This window comes from Roseisolibacter sp. H3M3-2, assembly GCF_029211165.1.
Taxonomy (GTDB): domain Bacteria; phylum Gemmatimonadota; class Gemmatimonadetes; order Gemmatimonadales; family Gemmatimonadaceae; genus Roseisolibacter.
This window is the reverse complement of record NZ_JARGEK010000709.1, coordinates 1-932: the sequence shown is the minus strand read 5'-3', so window position 1 is coordinate 932 and position 932 is coordinate 1. Positions and strand designations below refer to the sequence as shown.

Sequence of the window (932 nt, the reverse complement as noted above, 5' to 3'; positions counted from 1 at the left end):
GCCCACCGCCGCTCCACGTCGCCCGCGAGCGGGAGCGCGAGCCGCGCGGCGTGCCAGCGCGCGCGGTTCGCGTCGTCGGCGAGCCACGCGCGGGTGGCGGCGACGGCGGCGACGACCAGCAGCGCCCACGCCCACCACCCGCGCACCAGCAGCGCGCTCGCGCCGACGAGCACGCGCGTCGACCAGGGGAGCGCGCTCCCGGTCTCGTCGAGCATCGCGACGAAGCGCGGGACCACGACCAGCAGCAGCACCGTCACGCCGGCGGCGGCCACGGTCGCCATCAGCGCGGGGTACAGCAGCGCGGCCCGCACCTGCGCGCGCAGCTCCTCCCCCTCGTCGAGGTGGTCGGCCAGCCGCGCCGCCGCCGCCGGCAGCGCCCCCGCGCCCTCGCCGGCGCCGAGCATCGCGACCGCCAGGGGGCCGAACAGCGCGCCGTACCGCGCCACGGCCGGGGCGAGCGCCGACCCGCCGCGCACCGCCTGCCGCACGTCGCGCACCGCCGCGGCCACCGCGGGATGTCCCGCCTGCTCCTCGCAGAAGGCGAGCGCGCGTTCGAGCGGGACGCCGGCCTCCAGCAGCGTGGCCAGCGTGCGCGCGAACAGCGCCAGCGCCGGCCCGCGCGCCGCGCCGCCGCCCGCCCGCCAGCGCGCCGGGGTGCCCCCGGATCCCGCGTCGGCGTCGAGCGCGATGGGCACCAACGCGCGGCGGCGCAGCTCCTCCAGCGCCGCGGCGGGGGGCGCCGCGGCGAGCGCGCCGCCGACCTCCGCGCCCTCGGCGGTCGCCGCGCGGTAGCGGAAGCGCACCGCGTCAGCCCGCGTCGTCGAGGTGCGCCACGCGCAGCACCTCGTCGACCGTGGTGCGCCCGGCGCGCGCGAGCCGCAGCCCGTCGGCGGCCAGCGCCACCAGCGCGTCGCGCCGCGCCCGCGCGCGCA

1 protein-coding gene is annotated in these 932 nt (G+C 82.1%); it reads right to left on the bottom strand.

The features are described 5' to 3' along the window. On the bottom strand, positions 1 to 803 hold an 803-nt coding region (locus PYV61_RS25890), incomplete at its 3' end, for a type II secretion system F family protein (protein WP_275836772.1). Positions 804 to 932: the final 129 nt, after the last annotated feature.